This window comes from Lentzea xinjiangensis (assembly GCF_900110955.1).
GTDB lineage: Bacteria > Actinomycetota > Actinomycetes > Mycobacteriales > Pseudonocardiaceae > Lentzea > Lentzea xinjiangensis.
Genome location: NZ_FOFR01000026.1, coordinates 58,947 through 83,366 on the forward strand (window position 1 = coordinate 58,947; position 24,420 = coordinate 83,366).

The 24,420-nt window shown below is 73.1% G+C and carries 24 protein-coding genes; 19 read left to right on the forward strand and 5 right to left on the reverse strand.

Going from position 1 to position 24,420, the window contains the following annotated elements; all coding sequences use genetic code 11:
* The first annotated feature begins 14 nt into the window (after positions 1-14).
* The 7 genes from BMW88_RS35880 to BMW88_RS35910 all read left to right on the forward strand — a co-directional run bounded on the left by BMW88_RS35880 (position 15) and on the right by BMW88_RS35910 (position 9,427).
* Entirely contained in the window at positions 15-2,300 is a 2,286-nt protein-coding gene (locus BMW88_RS35880; protein WP_218148337.1) for a GH92 family glycosyl hydrolase, read from the forward strand.
* Positions 2,301-2,820: 520 nt separating this feature from the next.
* Positions 2,821-3,954: a zinc-dependent alcohol dehydrogenase gene (locus BMW88_RS35885; RefSeq protein WP_089959931.1), complete on the forward strand. Its 1,134-nt coding sequence runs from the start codon at positions 2,821-2,823 to the stop codon at positions 3,952-3,954.
* Positions 3,944-4,861, forward strand: coding sequence for a UDP-glucuronic acid decarboxylase family protein (locus BMW88_RS35890; RefSeq protein WP_089959934.1), 918 nt, complete (start codon positions 3,944-3,946; stop codon positions 4,859-4,861). The genes BMW88_RS35885 and BMW88_RS35890 overlap by 11 nt, the downstream gene beginning before the upstream one ends.
* A 9-nt stretch (positions 4,862-4,870) precedes the next feature.
* Entirely contained in the window at positions 4,871-6,466 is a 1,596-nt protein-coding gene (locus BMW88_RS35895; protein WP_089959937.1) for a carbamoyltransferase family protein, read from the forward strand.
* Complete coding sequence (locus BMW88_RS35900) at positions 6,463-7,362, forward strand: glycosyltransferase family 2 protein (protein ID WP_089959940.1); 900 nt, start codon at positions 6,463-6,465, stop codon at positions 7,360-7,362. The genes BMW88_RS35895 and BMW88_RS35900 overlap by 4 nt, the downstream gene beginning before the upstream one ends.
* On the forward strand, positions 7,359-8,249 hold the full coding sequence (locus tag BMW88_RS35905) for a glycosyltransferase family 9 protein (protein WP_218148338.1): 891 nt from the start codon (positions 7,359-7,361) through the stop codon (positions 8,247-8,249). The genes BMW88_RS35900 and BMW88_RS35905 overlap by 4 nt, the downstream gene beginning before the upstream one ends.
* The gene (locus BMW88_RS35910) at positions 8,210-9,427 is read left to right on the forward strand and encodes a UDP-glucose dehydrogenase family protein (RefSeq protein WP_089959943.1); all 1,218 of its coding nucleotides are present in this window, start codon (positions 8,210-8,212) and stop codon (positions 9,425-9,427) included. Before BMW88_RS35905 ends, BMW88_RS35910 begins: the two co-directional genes overlap by 40 nt.
* On the opposite strand, the gene BMW88_RS35915 is transcribed toward BMW88_RS35910, so the two are convergent.
* Entirely contained in the window at positions 9,411-10,763 is a 1,353-nt protein-coding gene (locus BMW88_RS35915; RefSeq protein WP_089959946.1) for an aldehyde dehydrogenase family protein, read from the reverse strand. The genes BMW88_RS35910 and BMW88_RS35915 overlap by 17 nt on opposite strands.
* Positions 10,764-10,811: 48 nt before the next feature.
* On the opposite strand from BMW88_RS35915, the gene BMW88_RS35920 reads away from it, so the two are divergent.
* The 9 genes from BMW88_RS35920 to BMW88_RS35960 are packed head-to-tail and all read left to right on the forward strand — an operon-like array spanning position 10,812 to position 18,317.
* Positions 10,812-11,207, forward strand: coding sequence for a ChaB family protein (locus BMW88_RS35920; RefSeq protein ID WP_089959949.1), 396 nt, complete (start codon positions 10,812-10,814; stop codon positions 11,205-11,207).
* Positions 11,204-12,196: an NAD-dependent epimerase/dehydratase family protein gene (locus BMW88_RS35925; RefSeq protein ID WP_089959955.1), complete on the forward strand. Its 993-nt coding sequence runs from the start codon at positions 11,204-11,206 to the stop codon at positions 12,194-12,196. The genes BMW88_RS35920 and BMW88_RS35925 overlap by 4 nt, the downstream gene beginning before the upstream one ends.
* 52 nt (positions 12,197-12,248) lie before the next feature.
* On the forward strand, positions 12,249-12,764 hold the full coding sequence (locus BMW88_RS35930) for a D-glycero-alpha-D-manno-heptose-1,7-bisphosphate 7-phosphatase (RefSeq protein ID WP_089959958.1): 516 nt from the start codon (positions 12,249-12,251) through the stop codon (positions 12,762-12,764).
* Entirely contained in the window at positions 12,761-13,744 is a 984-nt protein-coding gene (locus BMW88_RS35935) for a glycosyltransferase family 9 protein (RefSeq protein WP_089959962.1), read from the forward strand. The genes BMW88_RS35930 and BMW88_RS35935 overlap by 4 nt, the downstream gene beginning before the upstream one ends.
* The gene (locus tag BMW88_RS35940) at positions 13,741-14,604 is read left to right on the forward strand and encodes a glycosyltransferase (protein ID WP_089959966.1); all 864 of its coding nucleotides are present in this window, start codon (positions 13,741-13,743) and stop codon (positions 14,602-14,604) included. Before BMW88_RS35935 ends, BMW88_RS35940 begins: the two co-directional genes overlap by 4 nt.
* Entirely contained in the window at positions 14,601-15,800 is a 1,200-nt protein-coding gene (locus BMW88_RS35945; RefSeq protein ID WP_089959968.1) for a glycosyltransferase, read from the forward strand. Before BMW88_RS35940 ends, BMW88_RS35945 begins: the two co-directional genes overlap by 4 nt.
* Positions 15,797-16,372 (forward strand): D-sedoheptulose-7-phosphate isomerase, encoded by a 576-nt coding sequence (locus BMW88_RS35950; RefSeq protein ID WP_177221579.1) that lies wholly within the window; start codon positions 15,797-15,799, stop codon positions 16,370-16,372. Before BMW88_RS35945 ends, BMW88_RS35950 begins: the two co-directional genes overlap by 4 nt.
* Entirely contained in the window at positions 16,369-17,646 is a 1,278-nt protein-coding gene (rfaE2, locus tag BMW88_RS35955) for a D-glycero-beta-D-manno-heptose 1-phosphate adenylyltransferase (protein WP_089959974.1), read from the forward strand. The genes BMW88_RS35950 and rfaE2 overlap by 4 nt, the downstream gene beginning before the upstream one ends.
* Entirely contained in the window at positions 17,646-18,317 is a 672-nt protein-coding gene (locus tag BMW88_RS35960; RefSeq protein WP_089959976.1) for an SDR family oxidoreductase, read from the forward strand. Before rfaE2 ends, BMW88_RS35960 begins: the two co-directional genes overlap by 1 nt.
* A 495-nt stretch (positions 18,318-18,812) precedes the next feature.
* On the opposite strand, the gene BMW88_RS35965 is transcribed toward BMW88_RS35960, so the two are convergent.
* Both BMW88_RS35965 and BMW88_RS35970 read right to left on the reverse strand, forming a co-directional pair.
* The gene (locus tag BMW88_RS35965) at positions 18,813-19,607 is read right to left on the reverse strand and encodes an SDR family oxidoreductase (protein WP_089959979.1); all 795 of its coding nucleotides are present in this window, start codon (positions 19,605-19,607) and stop codon (positions 18,813-18,815) included.
* Positions 19,604-20,788 carry a cytochrome P450 gene (locus BMW88_RS35970; RefSeq protein WP_089959982.1) on the reverse strand — a complete coding sequence of 395 codons (1,185 nt, stop codon included), beginning with the start codon at positions 20,786-20,788 and terminating at the stop codon, positions 19,604-19,606. The genes BMW88_RS35965 and BMW88_RS35970 overlap by 4 nt, the downstream gene beginning before the upstream one ends.
* An 80-nt stretch (positions 20,789-20,868) precedes the next feature.
* On the opposite strand from BMW88_RS35970, the gene BMW88_RS35975 reads away from it, so the two are divergent.
* Genes BMW88_RS35975 through BMW88_RS35985 form a run of 3 tightly spaced genes read left to right on the forward strand, consistent with a single transcriptional unit; the run spans position 20,869 to position 22,429 of the window.
* Complete coding sequence (locus BMW88_RS35975) at positions 20,869-21,195, forward strand: plasmid stabilization protein (RefSeq protein WP_089960130.1); 327 nt, start codon at positions 20,869-20,871, stop codon at positions 21,193-21,195.
* A 1-nt stretch (position 21,196) separates the two neighbouring features.
* A complete protein-coding gene (locus BMW88_RS35980; RefSeq protein ID WP_089959985.1) occupies positions 21,197-21,859 on the forward strand; it encodes a hypothetical protein in 663 nt (220 codons plus the stop codon).
* Between the two features lie 15 nt (positions 21,860-21,874).
* Positions 21,875-22,429 (forward strand): hemerythrin domain-containing protein, encoded by a 555-nt coding sequence (locus BMW88_RS35985; RefSeq protein WP_089959987.1) that lies wholly within the window; start codon positions 21,875-21,877, stop codon positions 22,427-22,429.
* Positions 22,430-22,435: 6 nt separating this feature from the next.
* On the opposite strand, the gene BMW88_RS35990 is transcribed toward BMW88_RS35985, so the two are convergent.
* Entirely contained in the window at positions 22,436-23,158 is a 723-nt protein-coding gene (locus BMW88_RS35990; protein WP_089959990.1) for a TauD/TfdA family dioxygenase, read from the reverse strand.
* Complete coding sequence (locus BMW88_RS35995; RefSeq protein WP_089960132.1) at positions 23,155-24,333, reverse strand: MFS transporter; 1,179 nt, start codon at positions 24,331-24,333, stop codon at positions 23,155-23,157. Before BMW88_RS35995 ends, BMW88_RS35990 begins: the two co-directional genes overlap by 4 nt.
* Positions 24,334-24,420 lie beyond the last annotated feature (87 nt).

The following is a 24,420-nucleotide window of genomic DNA, read 5'->3' on the forward strand; positions in this document are numbered from 1 at the left end:
TAGTGTGCCGGACCGTGAGAGCGCTCCCGGTACTCCTGGTCCCCGTCCTCGCCGCCGCGCTGGTGACTCCCGCGAGCGCGGCGGTGAGGGACGACACGAGGTACGTCGACCCGCTGATCGGCTCGGCGGGCGGTGGGAACACCTACCCAGGCGCCGTCCGGCCGTTCGGGATGATCTCGTGGAGCCCGACGTCGACGCGCGGCGACCAGACGAACACGGGTGCCGCCAACGGCTACGCCTACGACGCCACCAGGGTGCGCGGCTTCAGCCTCACGCACGTCAACGGCGCCGGCTGCCACCCCGGTGCCGCGGGGGACGTGCCGATCATGCCGCACGTCGGCGAGATCACCTCGTCGCCCACCGCCGACACCCGGGACGAGGTCTTCGCCAGCGACTTCTCGCACGCCGACGAGGTCGCCGAGCCCGGCCGCTACCGGGTCGGTCTCGCCTCCGGCGCCACGGCCGACCTGTCCGTGACGACGCGCGCGGGCATCGGCGAGTTCACCTTCCCGGTCAACGGTTCGCTGCTCTTCCGCACCTCGAACTCGCTCAACGGCAGCGAGGACGCGGAGGTCACCATCGACCCCGAAGCCGGCACGGTCACGGGTTCGGTGCTCACCGGCGCGTTCTGCGGCCGGCGCGCGAACGGTGGTGTGAACAACCAGAAGACGTACTACCGCCTGTACTTCACCGCGTCGTTCGACCGCCCCATCGCGGCGTACGGCACATGGGTCAACAGCGAGCTGCGGCCGGGCACCACCACCGTCACCGGTGGCGAGGGCTACCTGACCGGAAGTGCGCGCGCGGGCAAGGGCTCCGGCGGCTACGTGTCCTTCGCGGACGACCGGGTGCGGATGCGCGTCGGCATCTCCTACACCAGCCTCGACGCGGCCAGGCGCAACCTCGCGGCGGAGATCCCGAGGCGCGCCACCGTCGCCGACGTCGCCGCGGAAGCCCGCGAGCAGTGGGCGAGGCAGCTCCGCGCCGTCGAGATCGACGGCGGCACCGCCGACGAGCGCACGATCTTCTACACCGCGCTCTACCACGCCTTCCTGCAGCCGAACGTGACCAGTGACGTCGAGGGCACCTACCTCGGCAGCGACCGGCGGGTCCACCGGCTCGAACCCGGCCAGCGGGTCCAGTACGGCAACTTCTCCGGCTGGGACCAGTACCGCGCCCACACGCAGCTGCTGGCCCTGCTGGAACCCCGCGTCGCGGGCGACTACGCCCAGTCGTTGCTCAACCTCTCCCGCCAGAACGGCGGTGTCTGGGACCGCTGGGTGCACGTCAACGGCCCAACGCACGTCATGACCGGTGACCCGTCCGCACCGGCCATCGCGGGCATGCACGCCATGGGAGCCGGGAACTTCGACGTCCGGGCGGCGTTCGACTCGCTGCTGCGCCAGGCGACCGTCCCGCACCAGGACGGCCTGTCCGACAAGGGCTGCCCCGGCCAGTGCGAGGGCCAGCGCCCGAACCTCGCCGAGTACCTGCGCCTCGGCTACGCCCCGCACGACACGTGCCACTGCTGGGGCGGCGCGGCCGAGACGCTGGAGGACGCGGTCGCGGACCAGGCGCTCGCGGACCTGGCGCGCAGGCTCGGCCGTCCCGCCGACGCGCTGCGCGAGCGCGCGGGCTGGTGGCGCAACACCTTCAACCCCGCGACCGGCCACCAGCAGGCGCGCAAGGCCGACGGCACCTGGGTGACGCCGTTCAGCCCCGCGTCGGACCTGGGTTTCGCCCAGGGCAGCAGCGCCACCTACACGTGGATGGTGCCGCACGACGTGCCGGGGCTCGCGGAGGTCATGGGCGGCAACGACATCGCGGCGAGCAGGCTCGACGCGTTCTTCCACCGCGCGGACGGCTCGTGGGCGACGGGCGGCGACCCGCTGCGGTACGACCCGACGAACGAGCCCGGCATCCACACCCCCTGGATCTACAACGAGCTCGGCCAGCCGCGGAAGACCCAGGAGACCGTGCGGGCGATGGCCCGGCTGGTCTACCGCACGGGCCCGTCCGGCCTGCCCGGCAACGACGACCTCGGCACGATGTCGGCCTGGTACGTCTTCGCCGCGCTCGGGCTGTACCCGCGCACGCCGAGCAGCGCCGAGCTGCACCTGTCCAGCCCCCTGTTCCCGAAGGCCCGCATCTCCGGCCGGGGCATCACGATCCTCGCGCCCGGCGCTCCGGGGACCTACCTGCGGGAGACGCGGTGGAACGGCCGGAAGGTCGACCGGCCGTGGCTGCCGGAGGAGTTCGTCGCCCGCGGGGGAGTGCTGGTCTCACGCCTCGAAGGGTGACCCGGCGCGGCCGCGCCGGCCGGGGTGAGCCGCTCGCAGCGGCCGAGGGTCGTTCGCGTGCCGTGGGCCGGCTGTCCGGCACCCCGTCGGCCTCCAGGTCCTCGGCGTGAGGGCGGTGCGGTCGAAGGGGCCGCCGTGTGCCGCCGCGCGGGTGACGGCGTCGTCGGCTTGGCCGAGGTCGAACCGGGTCCTCGGGCCCGGCTCCCCGGTGCCGCCATGCCGGCGGTCACCGCGGTCATGCGGTCGATCACCTCGACCACCCTGCCGAGTCGACGACACGCCCGCGGGTACGGCCGGCTTTCGCCATCGGTGAGCCGGCCTGCTCGGTGCGGAGGAGGTGCGCGGAACGCGGACCGGCCGCGCCCAGCGGTCCACATCGGACTCGCGACGCGGCCACGATCGGTTCCCGGGAAGGCGGTTCGCCCGTTCTGCCGGCAGTTGCCCGGACGCCCTTTCCGGTGGACACGTGTTTGCGCCGGCCGTGCAGGGGAACCAGCCTGCAAACGGGAGGAGCGGAAACGTGAAGGCTGTCGTGTGGCACGGGAAGGGCGACATCCGGCTGGACGAGGTGGAGGACCCGCACGTCCAGGAGCCGACCGACGCCGTCATCCGGATCACCCGCAGCGCGATCTGCGGCACGGACCTGCACATGGTCCGCGGCACGATGCCGGACATGGTCGAGGGCACCGTTCTCGGGCACGAAGCCGTCGGCGTGGTCGAAGAGGTCGGTTCGGCGGTGCGCGGGTTCACGCCCGGCGACCGCGTGGTGGTGACCTCGACGATCGGCTGCGGCACGTGCTCCTACTGCCGCGCCGGGTACTTCGCCCAGTGCGACACCGCCAACCCGAACGGTCCCTCGGCCGGCACCTGCTTCTTCGGTGGCCCGAAGCCGACCGGGCCGGTCAACGGGCTGCAGGCGGAGTACGCGCGGATCCCGCACGCGATGACGACGCTGGTCCGCGTTCCGGACGAGGTCTCCGACGACCAGGCCATCCTGGTCTCCGACATCTTCCCGACGTCCTGGTTCGGCGCGCGGCTCGCCGAGGTGGGCGACGGCGACACCGTGCTGGTGCTGGGCGCCGGTGTGGTGGGCCAGTTCGCGATCGCCTCGGCCAAGCGCCAGGGCGCCGGACGGGTGATCGTCGTGGACGGCGTCGCGTCCCGGCTGGACATCGCCCGCGCGCAGAACGCCGAGACCGTGAACTTCAACGAGGAGGACCCGGTCGAGGTGGTCAGGGAGCTGACCGGCGGGATCGGGGCCGACCGCGTGATCGAGGCGGTCGGCATCGACGCCGAGAAGCCCGGCGAGCGGACCGGCGAGCAGTGGAAGCCCGGCGACGCGCCGCAGCTCGCGCTGGACTGGGCGGTCGAGCTCGTCGCGAAGGCCGGCACGATCGGCATCATCGGCGTCTACCCGCCGGGGTTCGACGACTTCCCGATCGGTGCGGCGATGAACAAGAACCTCACCCTGCGGATGGGCAACTGCAACCACCGCCGGTACGTGCCCCGCCTGCTGGACCTCGTGCTGACCGGCTCGGTGGACCCGCTCGCGTTCATCACCCAGCGCGAGACGCCGGAGGCCGCCGTCGACGCCTACAAGTCGTTCGACCTGCGGGAGGACGGGTGGCTGAAGACGGTGCTCGATGTCCGCTGACCGGGTGGTGGTGACCGGCGGCGCGGGGTTCCTGGGCTCGCACGTCTGCGAAGCGCTGCTGGCCGAGGGCGCGCAGGTCGTGTGCGTGGACTCGTTCCGCACCGGCTCGCGGGAGAACGTGCCCGACGGGGTGAACGTGGTCACCGCCGACGTGGCCCGCCCGCTCGACCTGCCCGGCCGCGTCGACCTGGTCCTGCACCTGGCCTGCCCCGCGTCACCGGCGGACTACCTGCGCATGCCCGTGGACACCCTGCGGACGGGCGGGTTCGGCACGTACCACGTGCTGGACCTGGCCCGCCGCAAGGGAGCCAGGGTCGTCGTCGCGTCCACCAGCGAGGTGTACGGCGATCCGGAGGAGCACCCGCAGCGGGAGTCCTACTGGGGTCACGTCAACCCGATCGGGCCGCGCAGCGTCTACGACGAGGCGAAGCGGTTCGGCGAGGCGATGACCGTGGCGTTCCGCGCCGAGCACGGGGTGAACACCGGGATCGTGCGGATCTTCAACACCTACGGGCCGCGGATGCGCGCGCACGACGGCCGGATGATCCCCACGTTCCTGCGGCAGGCCTTGGCGGGCGAGCCGCTCACCGTCCACGGCGACGGCCTGCAGACCCGGTCGCTGTGCTACGTGGACGACCTGGTGCGCGGGCTGCTCGCGATGGCGCGCAGCGACCACCCCGGCCCGATCAACCTCGGCAACCCGGCGGAGGTCACCGTGCTCGACGTCGCCCGGCGGACGATCGAGGTGACCGGTAGCTCGTCGGGCGTCCGGCACGTCGAGGCGATGACCGACGACCCCCGGCGCCGGCGGCCGGACATCACCCTGGCGCGCGAGGTCCTCGGCTGGCAGCCGCGGGTTCCGCTGGAGGAGGGCCTCCGGTCGTTTGCCCGGCATTTCGCCGGGTAGCCGCATTTCATGCGAGTTCTCGGAATCAACGCGATCTTTCACGACCCGGCCGCCGCACTGGTGGTCGACGGCGCTGTCGTCGCGGCGGCCGAGGAGGAACGGTTCTCCCGCCGCAAGCACGGCAAACGGCCGGTGCCGTTCTCCGCGTGGGAGTTGCCGGAGCTGTCCGCGCGCTGGTGCCTCGAGCAGGCCGGGCTCACCGCCGCGGACCTCGACGCGGTGGCGTACTCGTACGACCCCAGCCTCGTGGACGCCGAGTACGCGCCCTGGGAGGAGCTGCGCACGACCTACGCCCGGCGTGCGCCGGAGTTCCTCGCCACCGCCCTGCCCGGCCTCGACCCCGCCATCGTGCGGTTCGTGCCGCACCACGTCGCGCACGCCGCGTCGACGGGCCTCGCCGCCCCGTTCGGCGGGAACTGCGCGGTGCTGGTGGCGGACGGCCGCGGCGAGTGCGGCTCGCACCTCGCCGGGCGGTACGTCGACCAGGAGCTCACCACGTTCGCCTCGCAGCGGCTGCCGCACTCGCTCGGCCTGATGTACGAGGACCTCACCGAGCACCTGGGCTTCCTGCGCTCCAGCGACGAGTACAAGGTGATGGCGCTGGCCTCGCACGCGAAGCCGGTGCACCTGGACCTGATGCGCGAGCACGTGGTGGTGCGCGACGGCGGGTTCGAGATCCGGCCGCTCGACTGGAACACGCTGGCCAAGCGGCGCGCGAAGGACGAGGAGCTGACCGGGGAGCACGCGGAGCTGGCGGCGAGCGTGCAGGTGCGGCTCGAGGAGGTGCTGCTGGAGCTGGTGCGGTGGCTGCACGAGCGCACCGGCGAGTCCCGGCTGACGATGGCGGGCGGCGTGGCGCTGAACTGCGTGGCCAACACCAGGATCTTCGCCGAGGGACCGTTCGACGAGGTCTGGGTCCAGCCCGCCGCGGGGGACGCCGGCACGGCGCTGGGCGCGGCGCTGCACGCGAGCACGGACGTCGTCTCCCCGATGCCGGGCGCCGACCTCGGCCGGGGCTTCTCCGACGAGGAGATCGAGTCGGTGCTGCGCGTCGCCGCGGTGCCGTACACCAGGCCCGCGGACGTCGCGGCGGAAGTCGCCGAGGCGCTCGCCGCGAACAAGATCGTCGCGTGGTTCCAGGGCCGCAGCGAGTACGGTCCGCGCGCTCTGGGCCGCCGCTCGCTGCTCGCGAACCCCTGCTACGCCGAGAACCTCACCCGGCTCAACGACGTCAAGGGGCGCGAGCAGTTCCGGCCGGTGGCGCCGATGGTGCTCGCCGACCGCGCCGCCGAGGTGTTCACCCGCGGTCCGATCCCCAGCCCCTACATGCTCTTCGTGCACGACGTCCGTCCGGAGTGGACCGACCGCATCCCGGCGGTCGTGCACGTCGACGGCACCGCGCGCGCCCAGACCGTCGCGGACGACCCGTTGCTGGAGCGGATGCTGCGGTCGTTCGAGGCGCTCACCGGGGTGCCGGTCGTGGTCAACACCAGCCTCAACACGGCAGGCCGGCCCATGGTCGACACCCCGCGCGACGCGCTGGAGTGCTTCGGGTCCTCGCCGGTCGACCTGCTCGCGATCGGCCCGTTCGTGGTGCGCCGATGAAGTACTCCGTCGTGATCCCGACCGTGGGCCGGCCCAACCTGGACGTCCTGCTCAAGGCGCTGGTCGAGGGCGAGGGCCCGGAACCGTGCGAGATCCTGGTGGTGGACGACAGCGAGACGGGCCTGGGACCGGCGGCGGCGCGCAACACCGGCTGGCGGGAGGCGCGCGGCGACTGGGTGGCGTTCCTCGACGACGACGTCGTGCTCGCCCCCGACTGGAAGGCCCGGTTGTGCGCGGACCTCGAGGACCTGCCGGACGACGTCGGGGCGAGCCAGGCGCGGATCGTCGTGCCGTTGCCCGGCGACCGCAAGCCGACCGACGCCGAGCGCGGCACGGCCGGTCTCGCCACCGCCCGCTGGATCACCGCCGACATGGCCTACCGGCGTGAGGCGCTGGCCCGGTCAGGGGGCTTCGACGAGCGGTTCCGCCGCGCCTACCGGGAGGACGCCGAACTGGCGTTGCGCGTGCAGGACCTCGGATACCGGATCGTGCAGGGCGACCGGGTCACCACGCACCCGGTGAAGCCCGCGACCTTCCTGACGAGCGTGCAGCAACAGCGCGGCAACGCCGACGACGCGTTGATGCGCCGACTGGTGGGGCCGCGGTGGCGCGCCCGCATCGGCGGGCAGCGCGGGTGGTTCCGCTCGCACGTGGCGACCACCGCCGCCGGCGTCCTGTCCGTCCTCTGCGGCCTGGCCGGTCGGCGGCGGCTCGGTGGCGCCCTCGCCGCCGTCTGGGTGGGGCGCACCGCGTGGTTCGCGGTGGTGCGGATCGCGCCGGGCCCGAAGACGTGGGAGGAGATCGTGCGGATGGTGGTGACCAGCGCGCTGATCCCTCCCGCCGCCTGCCTGCACCGCGTGCTGGGCGAGGTGCGGTACCGGCGGGTGCGGTCGTGAGGGTGCTGGTGCTGCGGGCGCTCGGGCTGGGCGACCTGCTGACGGCCGTGCCCACGTTGCGCGGGCTGCGCGGGGCGTTCCCCGGTGCGGAGATCACGCTGGCCGCGCCGGCGTGGCTCGCCGACGCCGTGGCGCGGATCGACGCGGTGGACCGGCTGCTGCCGACCGGTGAGCTGGAGCCGATCGCGTTCGAGGAACCGGATCTCGCGGTCAACCTGCACGGCAGAGGACCGCGGAGCACCGAGCTGCTGGAGGCGACGCGGCCGCGGCGGATGATCAGCTATGCGCCGGAGGAGTGGCCTGCCGACCGGCACGAGGTCCTGCGGTGGTGCGACCTGCTGGAACGCGACGGGATCCGGTGCGATCCGGACGACCTCCTGCTGCCGGAGGCCGGCGGCCGGACCAACCGGATCGTGATCCACCCCGGCGCGAGCACCGGTGCGCGCAGGTGGCCGGCGGAGAGGTACGCGGCCGTGGCCGAGGCGTTGCGGCGCGACGGCGGGGAAGAGCTCGACGTCGTGGTCACGGCGGGACCGGGCGAGCTCGACCTGGCCCGTCGGATCACGCCGGAGCCCGTGGCCGGCTCGCTCGCCGAGCTGCTGGACCTCGTCGCCACCGCCCGGCTCGTGATCTGCGGCGACACCGGTGTGGCGCACGTGGCCACCGCCTACGGCACCCCCTCGGTGCTGCTGTTCGGCCCCATGTCCCCGCGGCTCTGGGGTCCGCGCACGGGCCCGCACCGGGTCATCTGGCACGGCCGGACCGGCGACACGTTCGCTGACGAACCGGACATCGGACTGCTCCGCATCACGGTCGGAGAGGTCCTCGACGCGGTGGGAGGTGTTCTGTGCGGATCGGTGTCATCGGCGCGGGTTACGTCGGCCTGACGACGGCGGCGTGCTTCGCCCACCTCGGGCACCACGTGGTGTGCGCTGACGTGGACGAGGCGAAGATCGAGGCGTTGACCGCGGGTGAGGTGACCCTGCACGAGCCGGGCCTGCGGGAGCTGGTCGCGCAGGGCCTGGCCGGTGGCGGGCTCGTGTTCGTGCCGGGCAGCGAGCTGTCCGATGTGGACTTCACCTTCGTCTGCGTGCCGACGCCCACCGGGGCCGACGGCGAGGCGGACCTGTCCGCCGTCGAGGAGGTGCTGGGCCGGTCGCCGCAGGGCGTGGTGGTGCTCAAGTCTACGGTGCCCGTGGGAACCGCCGCCCGCTACCCCGGCGTGGTGTCGAACCCGGAGTTCCTGCGCGAGGGCCACGCCGTCGAGGACTTCCTGCGGCCGCAACGGGTCGTGGTCGGTGCCCGCGACGAACGGCAGGCGCACGCGGTGGCGGAGCTCTACGCGCCGACCGGCGCGCCGACGGTGATCACCGACAACACGAGCGCCGAACTGGTGAAGTACGCCAGCAACTGCTTCCTGGCGCTCAAGCTCTCCTACGTCAACACGGTGGCGGAGCTGTGCGAGAACCTCGGCGCCGACATCGACGGCGTCACCGAGGGGATGCGGCTCGACGACCGGATCGGGGCGTCGTGCCTCGCACCGGGACCGGGGTGGGGCGGCTCGTGCCTGCCCAAGGACACCCTCGCCCTGCTGGCCACCGCGAAGGCCGCCGGGGTGGAGTTCCCGACCCTCGACGGGGCGATCACCACCAACCGGCACCAGCCGCGGCGTGTCGCCGACCGGATCCGCGCCGAGATCGGGTCGCTCGACGGCGCCCGCATCGGCCTGCTGGGGCTCACCTTCAAGGCGGGCACCAACGACCTGCGGGACTCGCCCGCGCTCGCCGTCGCGGAGGTCCTCGCCCGGGAGGGCGCCGAGCTGAAGGCCTTCGACCCGTGCGTGCGGGAGGACCGCCCCGGAATCGCCGTGGTGGAGACGGCGGCCGAGGCGGCGGACGGCGTGGACGTGCTCGTCGTGCTGACCGAGTGGCCGGAGTTCGCCGAGCTGGACTGGCCGGAGCTGGCGAGGCACGCCGGCACGCCGCTGATCTTCGACACCCGCAACGTCCTGCCGCGGGACAAGGTGACCGAGGCGGGGTTCCGCCTGATCACGACCGGACGTTAGGAACGCCGAGGTGGACCACCTTCGTGGTGGTCATCTCGTCGAGCAGCTCGGGGCCGTACCCGTACCCGGTGCCGGAGGCGCCCCGCGGCTGCGCGGCACCGCCCGGCGCGCCCCCGAACACGGCGTTGACCTTCACCGTGCCGACCGGCAGCGCCCGCCACGCGCGCTGGGCGTGCTCCATCGAGCCCGTCAGCACGGTGGCGGCCAGGCCGTAGTCGCCGGAACAGGCCTCGGCGAGGCCTTCGTCGAACGACGACACGAGCTGCACGGGCGCGACCGGGCCGAACGTCTCCTCGCACATCACCTTCATCGCCCCTGAGCAGTCCGCCAGCACGGTCGCGGGGTAGTAGGCGCCGGGGCCGTCCGGGATCGAACCGCCGACCAGCGCGGACGCGCCCGCTCCCACGGCGTCGGCCACCTGGGCGTGCACGAACTCGCGGTGCCGGGTGTCGACCAGCGGCTGCGGATCGGCGTTCCACGTGCGGGCCTGCTCGCACAGCGCCTCGATGAACGGCGTGGCGATCGCCTTGTGCAGGTAGATCCGCTCGACCGAGGTGCACAGCTGGCCCGCGTTCGTGAACGCCCCCAGCGCCGCCTGCTGCGCCGCCCACACCGGGTCCACGTCGTCGTCGACGAGCAGCGGGTCGTTGCCCCCGTTCTCCAGCAACAGCTTCGCGGTGGACGAGCCGGCGATGGCCCGGCCCGTCGCGGTGCTGCCGACGTGGGCGACGAGGTCGGCCTCGGCGGAGCTGACCAGCGCGGCGCCGATCTCACCGTCACCGACCAGCGTCTGCAGCACGCCGTCGGGGAAGCAGGACCGCAGCACGGTGGCCAGCAGCAGCCCGGTGTGCGGGCAGCGCTCGCTCGGCTTGTGCACCACCACGTTGCCGGTGACCAGGGCCGCGCCGAGCAGCCCGCACGCCACGGCGATCGGGTCGTTCCACGGCGTCAGCGCCACCACGACACCGCGCGGCTCCGGGACCATGAAGTCCACCGCCGAGCCGAGCAGCGACCGTCCACGGTGGACCGGACCGAGCTCGGCGTACTGCTCCAGCGTCGAGGCGCCCGCGAGCACGCCCTCGCGCGCCGACGCGAACGGCCGTCCTGTCTCGGTCTCCACCACGGTCGCCAGGTCGCTCGCCCGTTCGCGCACCGCGGCGGCCGCCGCCCTGACCGCCGCTCCCCGCTCCGCGGCGGGGGTGGCGGCCCACGCCGGCTGGGCGGAGCGGGCGGTGGACATCGCGGCCGCGACCTCGGACGCGGTGGCGGCGGGGAGCCAGCCGACGAGCTGCGAGTCGCGCGGGCTGTGGACGTCGATGGCGTGCATGGTCGTCATGCCTCGCGGGTACCCGTCGACGCAGGTCGAAACCCTGGAGGGAGACCCATGCCCGGACGCGAGGAACTGCCCAGCACGGTGGCGAGGTCACCGAAGAAGGCGCAGCGGACGTGGATCAAGGCGCACGACTCGGCCGTCGAGACCTACGGCGAAGGCGAACGCGCGCACCGCACCGCGTTCTCCGCGCTCAAGCACGGCTTCGAGAAGGTCGGCGACCACTGGGAGCCCAAGCGGGAGAAGGGGCCGTCGGACGAGCAGGCGGAACGCGGCACCCCGGCGCGGGGCGGTACCGCGGGCGGTGTCGACGCGAACGCGAGCAAGCAGCACCTCTACGACATGGCCAAGAGGCTCGGGATCGAGGGCCGCTCGCGAATGAGCAAGGACGAGCTCGTCGAGGCCATCGGCAAGGCGAACGACCGCGCGACCGCGAGGGCTCGATCGTGAAGGTGGTCGTCACCGGCGCGACCGGCAACGTCGGCACCGCCCTCCTGCGCAGGCTCGCCGCCGAGCAGGACGTCGAGGTGCACGGGATCTCCCGCCGACCTCCGGCGGACGCGCCGCCGTACCGCGGCGTGAAGTGGACGCCGATCGACATCGGCCGGCCGGGCGCGGAGGAGCCGCTGGGCGTCGCGTTCGAGAACGCGGACGCCGTGGTGCACCTCGCCTGGCTCATCCAGCCCGCGCGCGACGAGCGGCTGCTGTACCGCACGAACGTGGCCGGATCCGCGCGCGTCTTCGGCGCGGCGGCGGACGCGGGCGTGCCGCACCTGGTGCACATGTCCTCCGTCGGTGCCTACTCGCCAGGCTCCAAGGACCGCCGCGTGGACGAGTCGTGGCCGGTGAGGGGCGTGTCGTCGTCCTTCTACAGCAGGCACAAGGCCGCGGTGGAGCACCTGCTCACCCAGTTCGAGTCGCGCCTGCTCATCTCGCGACCGCGTCCCGGCCTGATCCTGCAGTCCGACGCCGGGTCCGAGATCCGCGACTACTTCCTCGGCAGGCTCGTGCCGAAAGCCCTGTTCCGGCACAAGATCCCCGTTCTGCCGCTGCCGCGCGACATCGTTCTGCAGTTCGTCCACGCCGACGACGTCGCCGACGCGTTGGTGCGCATCCTGAGGCAACGAACGGGTGGTGCCTTCAACCTGGTGGCGGAACCCGTCGTCACTCCCCGTGCACTTGCGGAGGTGCTGGGAGGCCGCCATGTCGCCCTACCGGCGAAGCTGTTGCGGGAGCTGGCGAACCTGAGTTGGCACCTCCGGCTGCAACCCACGCCGCCCGGTTGGGTGGACCTGGCCCTGAAATCGCCGCTGCTGGACGCGACCCGCGCACGGGCGGAACTGGGCTGGGAGCCCAGGTACGACGCGGAGGAGGCGCTTCAGGCACTCGTGCGGGGAATCGGGGAGGGTGGTGAGGTGCCAGCCAGCCCGGTGCTGTGAAACGCTTCGCCGAGTAGCGTTTCAAGCCGCTTTTCTAGGCTAAATCTCCTATATGGACCAGTCCTTCGACGCCGTGCTGTTCGACCGCGATGGCACTCTCATCGAGGACGTGCCGTACAACGGCGATCCCGCTCGCGTCACCCCCATGCCCGGAGCTCTCGAAGTGCTCCGCGACCTGCGCGCACAGGGCCTTCGCACCGGGGTGGTGACCAACCAGTCGGGCATCGGCCGCGGACTGCTGACCGAGGCGCAGGTCACGGCGGTGAACGCGCGGGTGGAGGAGTTGCTGGGCCCCTTCGGGACCTGGCAGATCTGCCCCCACCACCCCGACGACGCCTGCGCGTGCCGCAAGCCCGCTCCCGGCATGGTGCTGGCGGCCTGCGCGGCGCTGGAGGTCAGCCCCCACCGCACCGTCTTCGTAGGCGACATCGGGGCCGACGTCGAGGCCGCGCAGGCCGCCGGGGCGGTTCCGCTGCTCGTGCCCACGGCGGTGACCAGGCCCGAGGAGGTGCGGCGGGCGCCGCGCACCGCGTCCGGCCTGCACGCCGTGCTGGAGCTGGTCCGGTGAGGACGCTCGTGGCGCGGCTGGACAGCGACGGCGACGTGCTGCTGGCCGGACCGGCGGTGCGCGCGGCCGCGGCGGCCGGTGAGGTGGTGCTGCTGTGCGGTCCCAGCGGCGTCCAGGCGGCGGAGCTGCTGCCCGGCGTCACGCGGATCGTCGAGTGGGAGTGCCCGTGGATCGTGCACCCCGCCCCGGACGTCCGGCCGGTCGACATCGAAGCGGTCACGGCACTGGTGCACGGGATTCGCGCCGACGTGGCATTGATCCTGACGTCGTTCCACCAGAGCCCGCTGCCGCTGGCCCTGATGCTGCGGCTGGCGGGCGTGCCGAAGATCGTCGCCCGCTCGACCGACTACCCGGGGTCGCTGCTGGACGTGCGGCTGCGCGACGACCCGGACGTCCCCGAGGCGCAGCGGGCGCTGGAGGTCGCGCGCGCGGCCGGGTTCGAGCTGCCGGAGGGCGACGACGGCCGGCTGGCGGTCGTCGAGCCGCCGCCCAGCGGCCTGAGCGGTCCGTACGTGGTGGTGCACCCCGGAGCGACGGTGCCGGCCCGCACCTGGTCGCCCGACCGGTGGGCGAAGGCGGTGGTCGCGCTGACCGCCGCCGGGCACCGCGTCGTCGTGACCGGGGGACCGGGGGAGACCGAGCTGACCGGGCACGTCGCCGGCGCCTGCGGAACCGACCTGGGCGGGCGCACCACCTTCCGCGAGCTGGCCGGGGTCCTGGCCGGTGCCGGCGCGGTCGTCGTCGGCAACACCGGGCCCGCCCACCTCGCGGCCGCCGTCGGCACGCCGGTCGTGTCGCTCTTCGCCCCGGTCGTTCCCGCGAAGCGCTGGGCGCCGCACGGTGAGCACGTGCTCCTCGGCGACCAGAACGCGCCCTGCCGTGACACCAGAGCCCGTGAATGTCCTGTGCCCGGCCACCCGTGCCTCGACCAGGTCGACCCGGCGGAGGTCGTGGCAGCGGTCGCGGAGGTGACAGCGTGAGGATTTTGCTGTGGCACGTCCACGGTTCGTGGACGCATGCGTTCGTGCAAGGAGAGCACGAGTACTTGATCCCCGGGCCACCACACGGGATCGGCCTGGCCGGCCGGCCGTGGCGGGCCACCGAGGTCGATCTGTCCGAAGTGGACGACGTCGACGTCGTGGTGGTGCAGCGGGTGGAGGAGCTCTCGCAGGTGCCGCCGGGGGTGCCGGTGATCTACCTGGAGCACAACACGCCGAAGTACCCGGCGCAGGAGCACCCGCTCGCCGACTGGGACGGCACCCTGGTCCACGTCACGCACTTCAACAGCCTGATGTGGGACTGCGGCAGCACCCGGACCGTCGTGATCGAGCACGGCGTCGTCGATCCGGGACCGCTCTACACCGGCGAGCTCCCGCGCGTGGCGGCGGTGATCAACGAACCGGTCCGGCGGGGCCGGATCGTCGGCTCCGACCTGTTGCCGCGGTTCGACCCGATCGACGTCTTCGGCATCGCCACCGAGGAGATCGGCGGGCAGGGCGACCACGAGCTCGGCCGTCTGCACCGCGAGCTGGCCCGCCGCCGCGTGTACCTGCACCCGGCGCGCTGGACCTCCCTGGGGTTGTCGTTGCTGGAGGCCATGCACCTCGGCATGCCGGTCGTCGCGCTGGCGTGCACGGAGGCGGTCAGGGCCGTGCCACCGGAGGCCGGCGCCATCTCGGCCGACGTGGACGAGCTGGTGCGGGCGGCACGGGAGCTGATCGCCGACCCCGCTCTGGCACAGGAGAAAGGACGGCGGGCCCGCGAGTTCGCGCTGGCTCACTACGGACTCGACGCGTTCCTGCGCAACTGGGACGTGCTGTTGAAGGAGGTGACCGGATGAGGATCGCGATGGTGTCGGAACACGCCAGCCCGCTCGCGGCTCTGGGAGGTGCCGACGCGGGAGGGCAGAACGTGCACGTGGCCGCGTTGGCGGCGGCACTCGTGCGCAGAGGTCATGAAGTCGCGGTGTACACGAGGCGGGACGCCCGTGGGCTCGCGGATCGCGTTGGCACCTCTGACGGCTACGAGGTCGTGCACGTGCCGGCGGGGCCCGCGGAGCAGGTGCCCAAGGACGACCTGCTGCCGCACATGAACGCGTTCTCGGACTTCCTGACGCAGGACTGGCGCGACGCGCCACCGGACGTGGTGCACAGCCACTTCTGGATGTCCGGTCTGGCCTCGGTGCAGGCCGCGCGGCAGGACCGCGTCCCGGTCGTGCACACCTACCACGCGCTCGGCACGGTGAAGCGCCGCCATCAAGGAGCGCGGGACACGAGCCCGCCCGACCGGATCGCGGTGGAACGGCTCGTCGGCAACGAGGCGGCCGCGATCGCCGCCACCTGTGAGGACGAGGTCCAGGAGCTGCTGCGCATCGGGCTGAGGAGGCAGAAGATCTCGGTGGTGCCCTGCGGCGTGGACACGAAGTTCTTCTCCGGCGTGGGTGCGGTCGCGCCGCGAACGGCGCAGCGGCGGATCGTCTCGGTCGGCAGACTGGTGCGGCGCAAGGGATTCGACGACCTGATCGCCGCGATGCCGCTGGTGCCCGACGCCGAGTTGGTGATCGCGGGAGGCCCGCCGGAGGTGGAGGACGACCCCGAGGCCCAACGGCTGCTCGCCTGTGCGCAGGCCCGTGGCGTCGCGGACCGGGTGCACCTGATCGGACAGGTGAACCGCGCCGACATGCCCGCGCTGCTCCGCTCGGCGGACGTCGTGGCGTGCGTGCCGTGGTACGAGCCGTTCGGCATCGTTCCGTTGGAGGCGATGGCATGTGGCGTGCCCGTCGTCGCGTCCGCGGTCGGCGGGCTCACCGACACCGTGGTGCACGGCGTCACCGGTCTGCTGGTGCCGCCGCGCGACCCGAGGAGCCTCGGGCGCGCGTTGCGCAAGCTGCTCGCGAACCCGTCGCGGGCCATGGCCTTCGGCATGGCGGGGCAGGACCGGGTGGACGTCCGCTACACGTGGGACGAGGTCGCCACCCGCACCGAGGCCGTCTACCGGCGGGTGCTCGCGACCAACGGCTTGGCGGTGGCGCAGTGACGGTCGAAAGCCACCTCGCCGGCCTGGCCGAGACCCTGGACGGGCTGCGCGCCCAAGCCTCGCGCGTGCACCACTGGGGCACGCTGCTCGCCCGCCTGCTGCTCAACGGCGGCAGGCTGCTCGCGGCGGGCAACGGCGGGTCCGCAGCCGAGGCCCAGCACCTCACCGCCGAGCTCGTCGGCCGCTACCGGCACGACCGGGCGCCGTTCTCCGCGCTGGCGCTGTGCTCCGAGACCTCCAGCCTCACCGCGATCGCCAACGACTACGGCTACGACCAGGTGTTCGCCCGCCAAGTGGTGGCCCACGCCCGTGCCGGCGACATCGTGGTCCTGCTGTCCACGAGCGGCAGCAGCCAGAACCTGCTGGAGGCGGCGCACGCCGCCAAGAAGGTCGGCGCGACCGTGTGGGCGCTGACCGGCCCGCTGCCGAACCCGCTGGCATCGCTGGCCGACGACACCCTCGCGCTGCCCGGCGAACCGTGCAACGTGCAGGAGGCGCAGCTCGTGGCGGTGCACGCGTTGTGCGAGGCGTTCGAGGCGGCGCTGCCCTCGGCCTTCCGGAGGGCGTCGTGAAACTGGTCGTGGTGGGTGACGCCCTGCTCGACGTCGACGTGGAGGGCACCGTCGACCGGCTCTGCCCGGACGCTCCCGCCCCTGTGCTGGACGTCGTGGCCGAGCACCCGCGGGCGGGAGGAGCGGCGCTGGCGGCGACCATGGCCGCGCGCGACGGCGTGGACGTGACGCTCGTCAGCGCGTTGTCCGACGACTCCGACGGGGAGCGGTTGCGGTCGCTGGTCGGCGTTCCCGGCGTTTTCGGCCACGTGGACTCCGTGCCGGTGAAGACCCGGTTGCGCAGCGCCGGGACGTCGTTGGCCCGCATGGACCGCGGCGGCAGCTCCACGCCGCCGCGGGTCACCGACGACATGCTCGACGTCGTGCTGTCCGCCGACGTCGTGCTGGCGTCCGACTACGGCCGCGGCCTGCTCCGCGACGAACGGCTGAGGTCCGTGCTCACGCGCGTACCGGTGGTGTGGGATCCGCATCCCCGCGGTCCGGCCCCCGTGCCGGGGGCGCGGCTCGTGACCCCGAACCTGTCCGAGGCCACGGCGTTCAGCGGCACGTCCGATCCGGACGAGGCGGCGAGGACGTTGCTGGCGAACTGGCAGGCGCGGGCCGTCGTGGTCACCATGGGCGGCGACGGCGCGGTGCTCCACTGTGGAGGGACACCGATCGCCGTGCCCGCACCGGCCGTGGCGGTCGCCGACCCGTGCGGTGCGGGGGACCGGTTCGCCGTGACGGCGGCGGTGCGGCTGGCCGGTGGCGCGGCGCCGGACGACGCGGTGGCCGACGCCGTCGCGGCGGCGGCGGAGTTCCTCGCCCGCGGCGGTGTCTCCGGCATGCGCGCCCCGCTGCCGTCCACTGTGGACGAGGTGCGCCGGCGTGGCGGGGTGGTCGTGGCCACCGGAGGGTGCTTCGACGTCCTGCACACCGGGCACGTGCGGATGCTGGCCGCCGCGCGGGCGCTGGGGGACTGCCTGGTGGTGTGCCTCAACTCCGACCAGTCGGTGCGGCGCCTGAAGGGCGAGGGACGGCCGGTCAACCGCCAGGAGGAGCGCATCGAGGTGCTGCGGGCGCTCGAGTCCGTGGACGACGTGATCGTGTTCGGGGAGGACACCCCGGAGAACGTCCTGGGCCGGTTGCGGCCGGACGTGTGGGTGAAGGGCGGGGACTACACCGCCGAACTGCTGCCGGAGAACGCCGTCGTGCGGCGCTGGGGTGGGCGGACCGTCGTGGTCCCCTACCACCGCGGGCGCTCGACGACCGAGATCCTCGCGAGGAGGGGTTGATGCTGGGCAACGTGCTGGTGACCGGAGGTGCCGCCGGACTCGGAGCGGCCGTGGCGGACGCGGTGGAGCAGGCCGGCGGGACGCCGCTGGTCCTGGACAAGTCGGCGCCGTCGCGGGGTGACTTCGAACTGGTCGACCTCGCGGACGGCCGTGCCGCCGAAGCCGCCGTCCACGAGCTGGCGAAACGGCACGGCGGTTTCAGCGCCGTGGTCACCGCCGCCGGCATGGACCGGTGCGGAACGCTCGCGGAGGTACCGGCCGAGGAGTGGGAACAGGTCGTCAAGGTGAACCTGTTCGGCACGGCGTCGGTCATCCGGGCCGCGTTGCCGCACCTCGAGAACGGGCGTGTCGTGACGGTCGCGTCGACGCTCGGCCTGCGCGCCGTGAGCGACGCGACCGCCTACTGCGCCTCGAAGTTCGGCGTCGTCGGCTTCACCCGCGCGCTGGCGGCCGAGACCGCGGGGCAGATCGGTGTCACGCTGGTCGTGCCCGGTGGGATGCGCACGAACTTCTTCGACGACCGGACCGAGCAGTACCGGCCCAAGGACTTCGACAAGCTGAACCCGCCGGACCGGGTGGCCGCGGCGATCCTGTTCGCGCTGAGCCAGCCGAAGGACTGCGAGATCAGGGAGCTCGTCATCGCCCACGGCGAGGAGCCGTCCTGGCCCTGAGCACGCGACGCACCGCGCCGCCCCGCGTTCCGCACGGGAACGCGGGGCGGCGCCGTCCTGGTGCACCGGGGTTCCGGCATCGCGGCCGGCGTGACCGCGCGTGGAGGCCTACTGTGGCTACCGATCCCGGGCGTTCTCGCGCTGTGCGGGAGGAAGAGGGCCGCGCGACGGGCGCTCACCGCCGCCGCCCTCCCCATGCCGGTCGGCCACCTGGTCAGCCTGGTCGTGCACCGGCGAAGACCGCCGGTGGCGGACATGCCCGCGCCGGGCGTTGCCGGAACACCCGGCCTCCTCGTCGTTCCCGTCCAAGCACGCGGTGACGGCCGCCGCGTTCGGCACCGCCACCGCGCTGGCTCAGGCCGGGATCGGGCGCTCGGCGCGGGCCGGGGCCGCGGTCTCGAGCTGCTCCCCGTGGATGCGCGGCCACTCGTGATCCCGCCGGTCTCGGAGCAACCGGGCGGCTTCCCCGGGGTGCGGTTCAGCACACGGCACGCGTCAGGGCTGCCTCCACCCCTCGTCGGCGAGGAGCTGGCTCGCCTGCGGGCCCATCAGGGACATCCCGCCGTCCACGACGAACGACGCCCCGGTCACGTAGGACGAGGCGGGGGAGGCGAGGAACGCGACGACGGCCGCGACCTCGTGCGCGCTGCCCGGCCGCCCGAGCGGCACGCCGGGACGGGGCTGGGTGCGCGGGTCGACGTCCTCCTGACCGGTCATCGGCGTGGAGATCTCGCCGGGCGCCACGGAGTTGACGGTGATGCCGTGTTCGGACAGCTCGAGCGCGAGCACCTCGGTCAGGGCGCCGAGACCGGCCTTCGCGGCGCAGTAGGGCGCGGCGCCCACCCGTGGCAGGTGCTCGTGGACCGAGGTGATGTTGATGATCCGGCCGCCGCGCCCGGCGGCGATCATGCGCTTGGCCGCGCGCTGGCTGCACAGGAAAGCGCCGTCCAGGTCGACCGAGAGCACCTCGCGCCAGGTGTCGAACGACATGTCCACGACCTTCTCGCTGCTGCCGGTGCCGGCGCAGTTGACCAGGACGTCGACCCCGCCCAGCTCCTCGGCCAGCTCGTCCACGACGGCGGCCGCGGCGGGCAGGCCGGTGAGGTCGAGCTGCCGCACGGCGCACCGCGCTCCGGCTGCCCGCACCTGCTCGGCCGTGTCCGCGGCTCCGTCGGCGTCCCGGTGGTAGGTGATGCCCACGTCGAGGCCACCGCCCGCCAGTGCGACGGCGATGGCCTTGCCGATGCCGGAGTCCGCTCCGGTCACGAGGGCGTGGAGAGGTGCGTTCATGAGACGCGGGTACCCGTGCGCGTCGCCTGCAAGCGGAGCGAGAAGTGGTTCAGCGTCCTCGGCAGCGGGGCGTCGACGACCCGGAACGACAGGTGCTCGCCCAGCGCGTCGAGCATGGCGCCGCCGGTGGCGAGCACCAAGTCGCGGCCGGGGCACACGCCGGGACCGCCGCTGAACGGCACGATCGCCGGGTCGAGTGGCCGGTCCCAGATCTCCGGGGCGTACCGGTCGGCGTACGGCAGCCGCTCGGGGTCGCGGTGGAAGAACGGCGAGAACACGATGAACTCGGTGTTCTTCGGCAGCCACGTGCCGTGCCAGCGCGTCGGTTCCGTGCTCTCCCGCAGGATCACCGGGGTCGTCGGCCAGAGCCGCGCGGACTCGAGCACGCCGCGCGTGCCGCGGGCGCCGATGGCCAGCGCTCGCATCGTCACGATCCCGGCGGAGTCGAACGCGAACAGCCAGTGCGGCACCTGGCCGGAGAGGTCGCCCGGCTGGGCGGCCAGGCTGCCGTCCTCACGCCGCCGCAGGTGCTCGTCCAGCCGGTGCTGGAAGCGATCCCGCAGGCCGCGCCGCTTCGGGTGCAGGAACGCCCAGTTGGCGTTCTGGCGCAGTGCTTTGAGGTCGTCGACGAGCTGGTCGTCGCCGCGGGCGCCGTCGCCGAGCACGATCCTGCGCACGATCCGCCACCAGGTCTGGGCGAAGCCGTCCCAGGTGAGTTCCCCGGTGCTCATCACGTGCCGGATGAGCAGGTCGGCCTCGTCCCGCACGACCGCCTCCACCGGCACGTTCTCCGGGCGCAGCGCGCCTTCGTTGAGCTCGCGCAGCCGACGCCGCTCCTCGCCCTCGGAGATGAGCACCCCGTGCGGCTGGAAGTGCTCGAGCGCCGACTTCTTCTCCCTGGTGGCCAACGAGAACGGTGCCGGCGACTCCGCGAGCAGCCGGCCGACGTCGGCGGGGTCGACCAGCACGGCCACGCTGCGGCCGGTGATCCGCAGCCGCACCGGTTCCGGCCCGTAGCGGTCGCGCAGGTGCCGCAGGGTGTCGATCGCGGCCGAGTCGGACCGGGTCTTCTCGGCGAGAGCCATCACGCCCGGCCGGCGGACGATGACGCCTTTGGCGAGGGTGGGCAGCAGCACCGTCGCCAGCACGCGGGCGGTGTCGAGTCGTGAAGAAATCGCCATGCCCACGGCTACCCGGTGATCCGGGTGTGAACCACCCCGGCCGAGGGTACTCGCGGGTCAGCTCGAACCAGGAGGTCGTGATGCCAGCGGGATCGAACGCCAAGCGTGAACGCCAGTACGAGCACATCAAGGACTCGGCCGGCAGCCGGGGCGCCTCGCCCGAGCGGGCGAAGGAGATCGCCGCGCGCACGGTGAACAAGAACCGCGCTCAGTCCGGGGAGTCGAAGACCGCCAGCAGGTCGTCCACGAAGGACACGTCGCCGCAGAAGCGCGGCGGTCAGCGGTCCGGCACGAACCGGCCCAAGGGCCTCACGAAGGAACAGCTCTACAACGAGGCCAAGAAGAAGAACGTCAGGGGCCGCTCGACGATGACGAAGAAGGAGCTCGCGGACGTGCTGGGACGCTGACGTGCCGGAAGTGGACAAGACCTCGGCGCTGACGATCCTCACCACCGAGCACTACACGTTGCAGATGGTGCGCACCGCGACGATCACGGACGCGGCCAGCCGGGCGGGTCACCTGCTCACCACCATCTCCGCGTCGATGATCGCGCTCGGGTTCGTCGCCCAGGTCGTGCCGCCGCGCGTGCTGCTGACGCTGACGCTGGTCATCTGCGCCGGCCTGTTCCTGATCGGGCTCGCGACGCTCTTCCGCACCGTCGAGCTCACGATCGAGGACGTGCAGGCGGGCCTGGGGATCAACCGGATCCGGCACGTCTACGGCGACCTCGAACCGTCCACGAGGGACGTGTTCGTCCGGCAGATGCACGACGACACGACCGGTGTCGAGCTCGACGCCGGGCAGACCGGCTGGCGCAAGGCCAAGCGGCCCCGGCTGATCGGCACCGCGCTGGGCGTGTCCGGTCTCGTGAACCTCGTCAACGGGCTCGTCGCCGGCGTCACCGCCGGCGCGGCGGCGGGACTGCTCGGCACCGGCGTGACCTGGTCCATCACCATCGGCGCCGTCGTCGCCCTCGCTGTGATCAGCGGGTTCGGCGTGGCGCTCGCCCGCATCGGACGGCGCGGCCTCGCACCCATCACCACGCGCTACCCGAGGAACAACCCGAACTGAAGGAGAACCACCACCGTGAAGTACGACGTCGTTGACCTGATCATGCAGGACCACCGCGAGGTCGAGCGCCTGTTCGACGAGCTGACGAACCACCCGGAGAAGAGGCCGCTGCTGACGCCGGTCCTGTGCGGTCTGCTCGTCGCCCACAGCCGGGCGGAGGAGTCCGAGGTCTACCCGGCCGCGAAGCAGGAGGCCGACGAGTCCGACGAGGTCGAGCACAGCCAGGAAGAGCACGCCGAGGCCGAGCGCCTGCTCGCCGAGCTGCTCGACTGCGAGTACGACTCCCCGCAGTACGACGCCAAGCTGCGCGAGGTCGTCGAGGCGGTCACGCACCACGTCGAGGAGGAGGAGCAGAGCGTCCTGCCGGGCATGCGGACCCGCCTGAGCGACGAGCGCCGCCACGAGCTCGGCGAGAAGTTCGCGCACGTCCGCGCCGACCACCTCGGCGACATCCCCGGCCAGGCGAGCCGCGAGGAGCTGCTGACGCAGGCCCGCAACCTCGGCCTGGAGAACGCCTCCTCGATGACGAAGGCGCAGCTTCAGCGGGAGCTGCAGAAGGCCGGCTCCTAGGAGACCTCAGGCATCGTCGGTGCGGACCGTCTGGATGTGGACGGTCCGCACTCCTGTGTGCGCGTCCCTGCCGTGCCAGCAGCGGTAGTTGTCGAGCACCAGGACGTCCCCTTCGCCGAGGCTGAACCTCGGCACCGTCTCCTGCACCGCGGCCACCTCGTCGTCGAACCGGGCCAGCATCGCGATGACGTGCTCGCTGTCCGGGTCGCGGTGCAGGGGCGCGGCGCCGTCCGTGCGGCGGGTGATGCGCCTGCCGGTCCGCGTGTGCTCGATGTGCCTGCCCACCCGCGGCGCCGCAGGCAGCCCGCGGGTTCCCGCCCACCGCCCGTAGAGGTCGACGTCGGACCCGGCGAGGAACTCCCGCAGGTCCGGGGCGAGCGAGTCGGTGAAGGCGTGCGCGTCCAGCACGAACGACTCGCCGCCGCCCGGCGCCGCCGCGGCGAGCAGCACCAGGACGTAGTCCTCGTCGGGGTGCCTGCGCCGCACCGGTTTGCCCGCGATGTCGACGACGACGTCGAAGCTGTCCGCGTGCAGTCCCACCACGCCGCCGTCGACGGAGCGGCGGGTCCGGTACGGGTACAGCTCCCGCAACGACGTGCCGAAGAGCGACGCCGCGGCGACCGGGAGCGAACCGGGGGAGTTCGGCAGCCCGGTCAGGACCACCGCACCCGTCCCGGTGAGCGCCTCGCGTGCGGCGGGGTCGAAAGCGGGTACGCGCGCCACGGTCATCGGCGCGGCCCGAAGTCGCGGGACGACGGCACCACCGCGGCCAACGCCGGTGCGGCGAAGCAGATCACCGCGCAGGAGGCCAGCACCGCGGTCGCGCCGAACGCCGAGATCGCCGGGGCGATCAACGCCAGGCCGACCGGCGCCAGGCCGTACGACAGCAGGAAGTCCAAAGAGGACACCCGAGCCAGCTTCGAGGGCTCGACCTCGCGCTGCGTCGCGGTGAACCACGGCACGTTGAAGAGCTCGATCCCCAGTCCCGCGACGGCGTAGGCGGCGATCACGATGAACGGGTGCACCGGCAGCAGCAGGCTCAGCGGCGCGAACCCGTACAGGGCGAGGCCGAAGAGCGCGGTCCACCCGGCGGCGCGCGGCCGCCACCGCGCGATCAGCAGCGCGCCGGCCAGCGCGCCGAGCGTGTAGGCCGTCAGCGCGCCCGCGAGCACGGCCTCGGTGCCGTAGCGGTCGCGGCTCACGAGGGGCAGCACCACCCCGGTCGCCGAGTAGCCGGTGGCGATCACCGCGGTCAGCGCGCCCAGCCCGGCCAGGAACCACGGGTGCCGGCGGGCTTCGCGGACCCCCTCCCAGAAGTCGGCCACGAAGCCGGAGCCGCCGCCGGGCGCCGTGAGACCCGTCCCCGCGGGCGGCACGAGAGCGGCCACGAGCCACAGCACGCCGATGCCCAGCAGGAGGGCCCTGGTGTCGGCCACCATCGCGAGCAGCGCCGTCAGGCCTGGTGCGACCAGCGTGGTGACGCGCACCGAGAGGGTCATCGCGGCGTTGGCCTGCTGGCGCTGGCCGCCATCGACCACCTCGGCCGTCAGCGCCTGGAACGCGGGACGGCACGCGCCCTGGCCCGCGCCCATCGCCACCGCGGCGAGCGCCGCCACCACGAGCGAGCCGCCGACGAACGCGGCGAGGACGGGGGCGGCGAGGGCCGAGGTCAGGCCGGACCACAGGACGACCTGGCGGCGGGCGTAGCGGTCGGCCAGGACGCCGCTGACGGGCACGGCGGCGAGGAACCCGGCGGTGCGCGCGGCGAGCAGGACGCCCAGCTCCACGGCGGTGATCGACCGGGACAGCACCGCGAGACCGAGGACGAACGGCAGCGCCCAGGTCGCCATGCCGGAGGCGGTCGTCGCCGCCCACAGCCGGAGGAACACCGGGCTGCGCAACACCGATCGCGGCTTCGCGTCCGGGCGGACCGTGTCGTGGACCACGCTCGTCACCTTCCAAGAAGGGCTTGATTTGAAAATGGTTGTCGT

Excerpts from the sequence above, each read along its gene's own strand:
- BMW88_RS35895 (WP_089959937.1), top strand. The coding sequence starts at position 4,871 with ATGCGAGTTCTCGGAATCAACGCGATCTTTCACGACCCGGCCGCCGCA.
- BMW88_RS35920 (WP_089959949.1), top strand. The coding sequence starts at position 10,812 with ATGCCCGGACGCGAGGAACTGCCCAGCACGGTGGCGAGGTCACCGAAG.
- BMW88_RS35890 (WP_089959934.1), top strand. The coding sequence starts at position 3,944 with ATGTCCGCTGACCGGGTGGTGGTGACCGGCGGCGCGGGGTTCCTGGGC.
- BMW88_RS35960 (WP_089959976.1), top strand. The coding sequence starts at position 17,646 with ATGCTGGGCAACGTGCTGGTGACCGGAGGTGCCGCCGGACTCGGAGCG.
- BMW88_RS35975 (WP_089960130.1), top strand. The coding sequence starts at position 20,869 with ATGCCAGCGGGATCGAACGCCAAGCGTGAACGCCAGTACGAGCACATC.
- BMW88_RS35970 (WP_089959982.1), bottom strand. The coding sequence starts at position 20,788 with ATGGCGATTTCTTCACGACTCGACACCGCCCGCGTGCTGGCGACGGTG.
- BMW88_RS35965 (WP_089959979.1), bottom strand. The coding sequence starts at position 19,607 with ATGAACGCACCTCTCCACGCCCTCGTGACCGGAGCGGACTCCGGCATC.
- BMW88_RS35930 (WP_089959958.1), top strand. The coding sequence starts at position 12,249 with ATGGACCAGTCCTTCGACGCCGTGCTGTTCGACCGCGATGGCACTCTC.
- BMW88_RS35915 (WP_089959946.1), bottom strand. The coding sequence starts at position 10,763 with ATGACGACCATGCACGCCATCGACGTCCACAGCCCGCGCGACTCGCAG.
- BMW88_RS35900 (WP_089959940.1), top strand. The coding sequence starts at position 6,463 with ATGAAGTACTCCGTCGTGATCCCGACCGTGGGCCGGCCCAACCTGGAC.
- BMW88_RS35990 (WP_089959990.1), bottom strand. The coding sequence starts at position 23,158 with ATGACCGTGGCGCGCGTACCCGCTTTCGACCCCGCCGCACGCGAGGCG.
- BMW88_RS35945 (WP_089959968.1), top strand. The coding sequence starts at position 14,601 with ATGAGGATCGCGATGGTGTCGGAACACGCCAGCCCGCTCGCGGCTCTG.